Here is a 7077-nt window from a genome sequence, read left to right on the forward strand (position 1 = left end):
CCATTACGGGTTGCGCCGGGTGTCAAAGCCTAAAGATCGCCGTTGGCGGCCATTTCCATATAGGTCGGATCAAAACGCAGTTTGATATTGGCCTCATCGCCATAAACCGCCCCGTCGGCAAAACGTACCCCGACATATTCGGGGCCGGGTGCGCCTTCGCCCAGAATGCCCTTGTCAAACAGGAATTCGGCGACGAATTGCATGGTTTTGGGCAAATCGGCAGATTTGGTGAAACTTACCGCATCAGCCGGATCAAAGAACATTTCGGTGGTTGCCAGTTGTGCGTCATATCCGGCCAGATCGGTGCCCGATGCCTCGGCCATGGCGGTGCGGGCGGCCTTGCCTTCGTCGCTGTCAGAGGCGATGATGGTCATCAATTCGAACCACGCTCCGGTCAGGGCCTTGCCAAAGGCCGGATTGTCGGCAAGGGTTTCGGTATTGACCATCATTGCATCGATGATTTCACCGGGAATATTGGCGCTGTCAAAGACCTTGGTGGCGTTTGTCTGGCCTTCGATCTCCGACAATAACGGGTTCCATGTGACCACAGATGTCACATCGCCCGTCGCCCAGGCGGCGATCATGTCGGCATCGGATGTGTTGACCACCGTCACATCCATTTCCGACAGGCCGACCGTTTCAAGGGCGCGGGCCAGCAGGTAATGCGATACCGACAATTCAACCAGATTGACATTCTGCCCGGCAATATCGGCCAATGCGGTCTTGTCTTTCAGGATGATGCCATCATTGCCATTGGAATAATCGCCGACGATCAGGGCGGTGGTATCAATCCCGCCGCCCGACGGGATGGACAGGGCGTCCATATTGGTCATCGAACAGCCGTCATATTCCCCGGCAGTATATTGATTGATCGATTCGATATAATCGTTGATCTGCACGATTTCGACAGTGATATCGTATTTTTCGGCCCATTTTTCCATAATGCCGGAATCTTGCAGATAGCCCCAAGGCATCCAGCCGACATAAATCGACCAGCACACCTTGAAATCGGTCTTTTCGGTGGCAAGGGCCGGGGAAAACGAAGCGGTTGCACCCAGAAGGGCCGCCAGCGAGAGTGTCGTGAATAACTTCCGGATCATCAATATGTGCTCCTGCCTGTTATGCCGATCACCGGGATCAACAATTTTGTCAAAAGGCTGATGCGCACATACCGGGAGAAGGTTTGCGCGCGACAAACCTGTGCAGTTGTCTCCCGGGATTTTGTCCCGCCGTGTCACCGGTCTATGAAGTCGTGACCGGCGTGCATCTCTCGGACCAGCATTTCATTGCGAAACCGGAACCCTAGATGCGCTGCACCCAAAAAATGAAGCAACGGTTGTGCCAGTTTTGAATTAATCACCCTGACGCTCTTGATCTGTGCCGGGATGTAACGGTTTTCCTGCATTTGTGTGCTGCAAGGCAGTGCGGGTATTTTGCTTTTTTGCTCGCAGGATCAAGATAAAATTGAACAATTTATAGTCAAATTTTAATTTATGATTAAATAATGACCAAAAATACGAGGCGTGATGCGCTGGCGCTTTGGGGTGTGATTTGGTAAAGAAACGCCGGGCGGCATGTGCCGCCATCTTTTATCTGTTTTGCTGGGAGACAACCGGGGATGACTGAAATCCCGACGCCGGGATCACCGGAAACAGGCGGGATCGCCAATCCGCCGGTCATTATTCTGATTGAACCGCAACTGGGCGATAATATCGGCAAGGCGGCGCGGGCAATGCTTAATTGTGGGCTGGTGGAATTGCGTTTGGTCCGGCCGCGCGATGGCTGGCCCAATGAACGCGCCACGGCCAATGCGTCGGGGGCGGATATTGTGATTGATAATGCCACGGTGTTCGAGACAGAGCGCGAGGCACTTGCCGATCTGAACCGGGTTTATGTTACAACCGCACGCACCCGAGATGCCGTCAAGGTGACTTTCACCCCGCGCAGTCTTGCCCCGGAAATGCGCGCCCTTGCGGCACGCGGTGAAAAAATCGGTGTGATGTTCGGGCCGGAACGCACCGGGGTGCGCAATGAACATGTGGCGATGGCCGATGCGGTGGTAACTGTGCCGCTTAATCCCGGTTTTACCTCGCTTAATCTGGCGCAGGCGGTGTTGCTGATTGGCTATGAATGGTGGCAGGCGGGTGACAATACCCCCGATTACCAGATTAAAATGGCCGATAATACCCCGGCTAGCCATGATGAACTGGAACGGATGTTTGTGCATCTGGAGACGGAGCTGGATAATTCCGGTTTTTTCCGGGTGGAGGCCAAACGTCCGTCTCTGGAACATAATATCCGCAATATTTTCAATCGGGCGGGTCTGACTCATGAGGAAGTCAACACCATCCGCGGGATGATTGCGGCGATGCGCGGGGCCAAACACAAACCGGGCACCAAATAAAATTCCCTGCGACAGGCTGTTGGGGCCGTCGCAGGGAAGGATAGCAAGGGCTGTTTAGCGGTTATCCAGACGATAAATCTTGTCCGGATTGGGTTTGCCCTGCCACGGCAGGCCGGAGTTTTGCCAGCCATTGACAATGCGCATGCCTTTTTTATCGCCTTCTTTCAGGCTGTCGCCCTGAAACCCGCCAATGACATAGCGGGCATTGGGGAAACCGTTTTCACGCAGAAACCGTGCACTGGGTTCGCCCCGTTCACTGCCGGAACGGCACATGGTGATGATCATTGCATCCTTGCCCAGCCCGCGGGCGGCAAGGGCGGCCTCGACTTCGGTGGCGAAATCGGGGTTTTGATATAGCCAAAACCGGTCATTTTCGGCATCCCACTTGCTGCGATCCACCAGCAAAAAGGGAATGTTTTGATCGACTGCATCGGCAAAGCCGACAAACATGATTTCCACCGGATCGCGGACATCGATAAACAGGACGCTTTGATCGGTCTTATTCAGTTCATATGTGGCCTGGGGGCTGATTCCCATATCGTCGGCATGGGCGGGTGACAGCGGGGCGAGTGCCAGTGCCAGTGCGCAGAGCACCAGTGCCGCCAGATATTGTTTCATGACAGACTCCGTCGGATTTGAAAGCACTTCAGAACGCATAGACACGGCTGCCTGCGGCCGTCATCTGGGCGGCCATGGCGGGTGGGGTGGCAACCGTGATTCCGTCGCGCAGATCGGCCTGATCATGCGGGCTGTTGGGTAGATACAGGGCGCATACGCTGACTTTGGCGCCACCCTGCATCAGTTTGCCCATCAATTGTTCGGGGGTGACATTTTGCGGTTTCAGGGTTTCGCTTTGCGTGGATTTCAGGGCAAGGTCGCCTGCGGTGTCGCACAACAGCACGTCAATTGGCGTGCCGCCTGCCTGAATGGCATTGCCCAGAACCATCGCCATACCCTGAGTTTGCAAGGATGGGCTGGTCAGAATGATCAGGGCGCGGGCGGGGTCATCATCTGCCTGGGCGGGTATGATGCTGGCAAGGCCCAGTGCAACCGATACTGCCAATCCGGTGATCCATTTGTGTGTCTTTGTCATTTTGCATCCTTTCTGAATATTAAAATTAATATATTCTAATATAATGGATCAAATGACATCCGGAAATGATCCTGATCAATTTCACGGATTATGTTTGGGTGTTGATTTGGGAACTATCGAGGATGGCAGGCGAGGCGGGCGCATTTCCGTTTGACTCAGGGCGCAGGATCGCTATATTCCGCCTCACTTCCGGGAAAGTGGGGCAAGGCTGTGTCTTTGTCCCCGTTTTGTATTGGCGTTGCGCCATTTGGCAAAAACTACCGGAACAACAAAACGACTTTTAGAAAAAGAGAGCCATTATGTCGAAACGTGTTGCTGCAAAGCATAAGATTGACCGCCGCCTTGGTGTAAACCTGTGGGGCCGTGCCAAGTCGCCGCTGAACAAGCGCGAATATGGTCCGGGCATGCACGGTGCCACCCGCCGTAAAAAGCCGACCGACTACGGGATTCAGCTGTTCGCCAAGCAGCAGCTTAAGGGCTATTACGGCAATATTTCTGAAAAACAGTTCGTCCGTTATTACAAAGAAGCCAGCCGTCGTACCGGTGACACCTCGGAACGCCTGATCGGCATTCTCGAACAGCGTCTTGACGCCGTTGTCTATCGCATGAAATTCGTGCCGACCGTTTTCGCGTCGCGCCAGTTCGTGAACCACGGCCATATCCTTGTGAATGGCAAAAAAGTCACCATCCCGTCTTACCTGCTCAAGGAAGGCGATGTTGTCGAAGTCAAACAGGCTTCGCGCGAAATCCCGATGGTTCTGGAAGCTGCCAACCTGTCGGAACGCGACATTCCCGAATATCTTGACGTTGATCCGAAAGCCTTCAAGGGCACCTTCGTGCGCATGCCGAAACTGGCCGAAGTGCCGTATCCGGTCCAGATGCAGCCGAACCTTGTTGTCGAATTTTATTCGCGTTAATCCGTTACCGGACAACGCCGAATTCAAAAAAAACGTCCGCTGGCAACAGCGGGCGTTTTTTGTTGGGCGATTACCCGCAAAAAAACGCGCCGGAAAAATCACGGCGCGTTTTAAGAATTGTCAGACAAGCAGGGTTATGCGGCGACGGCCACACCCTTGTCTTTCAGATGCTGGGCCAGTTCGCCATTGGCGTACATTTCGCGCACAATGTCGCAACCGCCGACAAATTCGCCTTTGACATAAAGCTGCGGAATGGTCGGCCAGTTCGAGAAATCCTTGATCCCCTGACGGATCGCCGGATCAACCAGAACATTGACGTCCTTGAACGGAACGCCCAGTTCCGCCAGAACCTGGGCAACGGCGGCGGAGAAACCGCATTGCGGGAACATGGCGGTGCCTTTCATGAACACCACGATGTCGTTGCTGTCGATGTCTTTCTGGATGCGGTCGAAAACCGGATTGTCGGTCATGGCGTCTGTCCTTGTCTGTTGCGGGCGGGTGCCGCGACGATAATGAATGCTGGGCGAAGATATGGCGGGGGATGCGCCCAATGTCAACTGTTGCGGCGTGATTGCCGGGTTGTGCGGATATTGTCCCATGTAAAAAGGGCCAGCCCCGCCCACACCAGAATATAGGTGATCAGATGGGCATTGGTGAAAACCTCGCCAAACAGCAACACTGCGACCAGAAACTGCACGGTCGGATTAAGATATTGCATCAGGCCAAGGGCGGAAAACCGCATATTGCGCGCCGCAAAGGCAAACATCACCAAGGGCAATGTCGTCATCACCCCCAACCCGACCAGCATCAGGTCATTGACCAGTGTGGTGTGCAGGAATGTCATATTGCCCGTGCCTTGCAGCCAGACCAGATAAACCAGTCCGACCGGGCATAATAACAGACATTCGACAAACAGCCCGGCAATCGGATCGGCGGGCATCATTTTGCGCAACAGGCCATAAAAGCCAAACAGTGTGGCAAGGCTAAGCGCGATCCATGGCAGGGTGCCAAAAAACACCAGAAGGTTCAACACCCCAAGGCCGACAATGGCGACCGAGATGATCTGAACCCGGTTCAGGGTTTCTTTCAAAAACACCCGGCCCAGAACCAGCATGATCAGCGGCATGATGTAATAGCCAAGGCTGGCTTCGAGGGCATGGCCGTGATTGACCGACCAGATATAAATCAGCCAGTTACCCGCCACCAGCAGGCTGGTGACAAACAAAATCCCGACCGTGCGCCAGGATGACAGCAAGGTCATCAGGGCAGTGCGGCGGCCCAGCGCAAAGACCAGAATAATCGTCAGCAGGGTGGACCATAAAATCCGGTGGCTGAGAATTTCCATCGCCCCGGCAAAACCGACCGCCTTGAAATAAACCCCGGACAACCCCCATGTCAGAAACGCCACCAGCCCGGCCAGCGGTCCGGGGCCGATCAGGGCCGGTTTTTTGGGTGTCGCCATGTCAGGTGAACCAGGGTCAGTTTATGGTGCTGTCAAAGCAGGCAAAATCCCCCGCCGCATTTTTGGGTCGGGGGAATTCCGGCGGGATTATTCCGGGGCGGAGGTTTGCAGGGCGAGGGCATGCAGATCGCCGCCCATTTTGCCTTTGAGCGCGGCATAAACCATCTGGTGTTGCACGACCCTTGTTTTGCCGCGAAAGGATTCGGATACAATCATGGCGGCGTAATGGTCGCCATCGCCGCGCAAATCCTCGATGCGAATCTGGGCGTCGGGCAGGGCCTCCTTGATCATCTCTTCGATTTCATGTGCTTCCATGGCCATGATTATTTTTCCTTGTAAAGATCAATGTCGGTGCGGCGTGCGGGTGAAAAAAACGCCGGGCACATGACAGGTACTGGTTCTGGTATATGTTGTCGTCCGGGGGGCTGTCAATTCGCGCAAGGTCAAAGACTGCCCCCATGATGAAAGTGTCCCTATGATCACCTTTTATGACCGGATTGATGATGATGTGCTGGCGCATCTGCCCAAAGCCGCCGGGGCCTATGTCTTGGTGATTGAGCTGGCGCATGATTTGATGCTGCAAAACAAACGTTTTGCCGGGGTTATCCTTGGCAAAGGGACCTATCTTTATTGCGGCAGTGCGAGGGGGCCGGGCGGCATTGCCGCGCGTGTCAAACGCCATTGCCGGACGGATAAAAAACCGCACTGGCATGTCGATGAACTGACCGCGAACGGCGCGGGGCGGGTGTCGGCGGTGTGGGTTGTGCCGGGGGGCAATGAATGTGCCTTGCGCGAAAAGGGGGCATCCATACCCGGCATGTCGATTCCGGTGCCGGGTTTTGGCAGTTCGGATTGCAAAAAATGCCAAAGCCATTTGTTGTGGTGGGAAGGGGATGTTGCGGCGTTTTCCATGTCCTTTTTTCAGGTTTATGTGCCGGATTGATCGTCATTAATATATTGTTTTTAAATAGTTTTTGATCGAGTGGCGGTGCGGTGGCAAAGTTTTTTCAGATTTTTTGAAAAAAGTTCTTGATTTGTTCTTTTCGCTGTGGCATAACAAAAAAGTCAAGGGGATAAATCCGCCCGGACCGAAACCCGCAAGGCCTTGTGCCTTGCGGGTTTTTGCGTTTGGGCCAGAGGAAAGAGGCGATGATGCAGCGTTACATGGACAGACAAGGCGACGGGCGTGCCCGCAAGAGGA

General features: G+C 54.3%; 11 protein-coding genes and 1 riboswitch. Of the genes, 3 read left to right on the forward strand and 8 right to left on the reverse strand.

From position 1 onward, the window contains the following. Positions 1-29: 29 nt before the first annotated feature. Both Q8O73_RS16535 and Q8O73_RS16540 read right to left on the reverse strand, forming a co-directional pair. Positions 30-1100 (reverse strand): putative urea ABC transporter substrate-binding protein, encoded by a 1071-nt coding sequence (locus tag Q8O73_RS16535; protein ID WP_305559299.1) that lies wholly within the window; start codon positions 1098-1100, stop codon positions 30-32. A gap of 108 nt (positions 1101-1208) precedes the next feature. Continuing rightward, a riboswitch (guanidine-I (ykkC/yxkD leader) is annotated at positions 1209-1317 on the reverse strand. Positions 1318-1352: 35 nt separating this feature from the next. Then, the gene (locus Q8O73_RS16540) at positions 1353-1586 is read right to left on the reverse strand and encodes a hypothetical protein (RefSeq protein WP_305559300.1); all 234 of its coding nucleotides are present in this window, start codon (positions 1584-1586) and stop codon (positions 1353-1355) included. 32 nt (positions 1587-1618) lie between these two features. On the opposite strand from Q8O73_RS16540, the gene Q8O73_RS16545 reads away from it, so the two are divergent. Next, positions 1619-2404, forward strand: a complete 786-nt coding sequence (locus Q8O73_RS16545; protein ID WP_305559301.1) for an RNA methyltransferase — start codon at positions 1619-1621, stop codon at positions 2402-2404. A 54-nt stretch (positions 2405-2458) separates the two neighbouring features. Here the strand turns inward: Q8O73_RS16545 and Q8O73_RS16550 are convergent, their stop codons facing one another. Together Q8O73_RS16550 and Q8O73_RS16555 are read right to left on the reverse strand one after the other, a co-directional pair. Further along, on the reverse strand, positions 2459-3022 hold the full coding sequence (locus Q8O73_RS16550) for a rhodanese-like domain-containing protein (protein ID WP_305559302.1): 564 nt from the start codon (positions 3020-3022) through the stop codon (positions 2459-2461). A gap of 28 nt (positions 3023-3050) precedes the next feature. Continuing rightward, positions 3051-3497: a hypothetical protein gene (locus Q8O73_RS16555; RefSeq protein ID WP_305559303.1), complete on the reverse strand. Its 447-nt coding sequence runs from the start codon at positions 3495-3497 to the stop codon at positions 3051-3053. 299 nt (positions 3498-3796) lie between these two features. Between Q8O73_RS16555 and rpsD the strand changes: the two genes are divergently transcribed. Further along, positions 3797-4414, forward strand: a complete 618-nt coding sequence (rpsD, locus tag Q8O73_RS16560) for a 30S ribosomal protein S4 (protein ID WP_305559304.1) — start codon at positions 3797-3799, stop codon at positions 4412-4414. A 134-nt stretch (positions 4415-4548) separates the two neighbouring features. Here rpsD and grxD read toward each other — a convergent pair whose 3' ends face one another. The 3 genes from grxD to Q8O73_RS16575 all read right to left on the reverse strand — a co-directional run bounded on the left by grxD (position 4549) and on the right by Q8O73_RS16575 (position 6197). Then, positions 4549-4884: a Grx4 family monothiol glutaredoxin gene (grxD, locus tag Q8O73_RS16565; protein WP_305559305.1), complete on the reverse strand. Its 336-nt coding sequence runs from the start codon at positions 4882-4884 to the stop codon at positions 4549-4551. 83 nt (positions 4885-4967) lie between these two features. Then, positions 4968-5876 carry an EamA family transporter RarD gene (rarD, locus tag Q8O73_RS16570; RefSeq protein WP_305559306.1) on the reverse strand — a complete coding sequence of 303 codons (909 nt, stop codon included), beginning with the start codon at positions 5874-5876 and terminating at the stop codon, positions 4968-4970. 87 nt (positions 5877-5963) lie between these two features. After that, entirely contained in the window at positions 5964-6197 is a 234-nt protein-coding gene (locus Q8O73_RS16575) for a BolA family protein (RefSeq protein WP_305559307.1), read from the reverse strand. A 154-nt stretch (positions 6198-6351) separates the two neighbouring features. Between Q8O73_RS16575 and Q8O73_RS16580 the strand changes: the two genes are divergently transcribed. After that, complete coding sequence (locus Q8O73_RS16580; RefSeq protein ID WP_305559308.1) at positions 6352-6819, forward strand: DUF123 domain-containing protein; 468 nt, start codon at positions 6352-6354, stop codon at positions 6817-6819. Between the two features lie 6 nt (positions 6820-6825). Here Q8O73_RS16580 and Q8O73_RS16585 read toward each other — a convergent pair. Further along, the coding region (locus tag Q8O73_RS16585) for a hypothetical protein (protein WP_305559309.1) at positions 6826-7077 on the reverse strand (252 nt) is incomplete at its 5' end.

This window comes from Thalassospira sp. (assembly GCF_030690045.1).
GTDB lineage: Bacteria > Pseudomonadota > Alphaproteobacteria > Rhodospirillales > Thalassospiraceae > Thalassospira.

Excerpts from the sequence above, each read along its gene's own strand:
- Q8O73_RS16535 (WP_305559299.1), bottom strand. The coding sequence starts at position 1,100 with ATGATCCGGAAGTTATTCACGACACTCTCGCTGGCGGCCCTTCTGGGT.
- Q8O73_RS16540 (WP_305559300.1), bottom strand. The coding sequence starts at position 1,586 with ATGGCGGCACATGCCGCCCGGCGTTTCTTTACCAAATCACACCCCAAA.
- Q8O73_RS16545 (WP_305559301.1), top strand. The coding sequence starts at position 1,619 with ATGACTGAAATCCCGACGCCGGGATCACCGGAAACAGGCGGGATCGCC.
- Q8O73_RS16550 (WP_305559302.1), bottom strand. The coding sequence starts at position 3,022 with ATGAAACAATATCTGGCGGCACTGGTGCTCTGCGCACTGGCACTGGCA.
- Q8O73_RS16555 (WP_305559303.1), bottom strand. The coding sequence starts at position 3,497 with ATGACAAAGACACACAAATGGATCACCGGATTGGCAGTATCGGTTGCA.
- rpsD (WP_305559304.1), top strand. The coding sequence starts at position 3,797 with ATGTCGAAACGTGTTGCTGCAAAGCATAAGATTGACCGCCGCCTTGGT.
- grxD (WP_305559305.1), bottom strand. The coding sequence starts at position 4,884 with ATGACCGACAATCCGGTTTTCGACCGCATCCAGAAAGACATCGACAGC.
- rarD (WP_305559306.1), bottom strand. The coding sequence starts at position 5,876 with ATGGCGACACCCAAAAAACCGGCCCTGATCGGCCCCGGACCGCTGGCC.
- Q8O73_RS16575 (WP_305559307.1), bottom strand. The coding sequence starts at position 6,197 with ATGGCCATGGAAGCACATGAAATCGAAGAGATGATCAAGGAGGCCCTG.
- Q8O73_RS16580 (WP_305559308.1), top strand. The coding sequence starts at position 6,352 with ATGATCACCTTTTATGACCGGATTGATGATGATGTGCTGGCGCATCTG.